The sequence below is a fragment of the Limnospira sp. PMC 1279.21 genome (assembly GCF_032349615.1).
Taxonomy (GTDB): Bacteria; Cyanobacteriota; Cyanobacteriia; order Cyanobacteriales; family Microcoleaceae; genus Limnospira; species Limnospira fusiformis.
Map to the genome: position 1 here is coordinate 1 of NZ_JARPLU010000512.1, position 520 is coordinate 520.

Consider the following 520-nt stretch of genomic DNA (forward strand, 5'->3'; position numbering starts at 1 on the left):
ACGCCCAGAGACCCAGCGAACAGAGGAAAAACCAGCCAACCCCATACACCAATTACAGCCTTTACACAAAACACAAAGTACGGTATAATGTATGGCTATTGTATAAGTTATCACAACCAACTACCATGAGCCGTTACTCTTTAGATTTTCGGAAAAAGATAGTAGAAGCCTATGAAAAAGGAGACACTTCTATCCGAAAAGTAGCGAAACGCTTTTTGGTGAGTCCAGACACGGTAAGGCGACTGGTCAAACAGTATCGATTAACGGGAGACTTATCTCCTCGTAAGTGTGGCACTAAAAAGAAAAGCATTTTATCTAAGCATGAGGAAGCCGTGATAGATATTGTAGAAGCCCACCCCGACCTGACCTTATGGCAATATAGTGATAAGCTCAGAGACAAGCTGGGCATAAATGTCAGTACGACCATGATAGATAGATTTTTAAAGCAGCACGATATAAGTCTCAAAAAAAACATACAGGAGCGAAAAAGTAGTAACTGAAGAAGTACAGAAAGCGCGAC

The 520-nt window shown here is 41.5% G+C and carries 1 pseudogene; it reads left to right on the top strand.

Annotation, left to right across the window (positions count from 1 at the left end):
- Positions 1-125: 125 nt before the first annotated feature.
- A pseudogene (locus P5683_RS25715) lies at positions 126-520 on the top strand (IS630-like element ISAtsp7 family transposase); the annotation flags it as partial.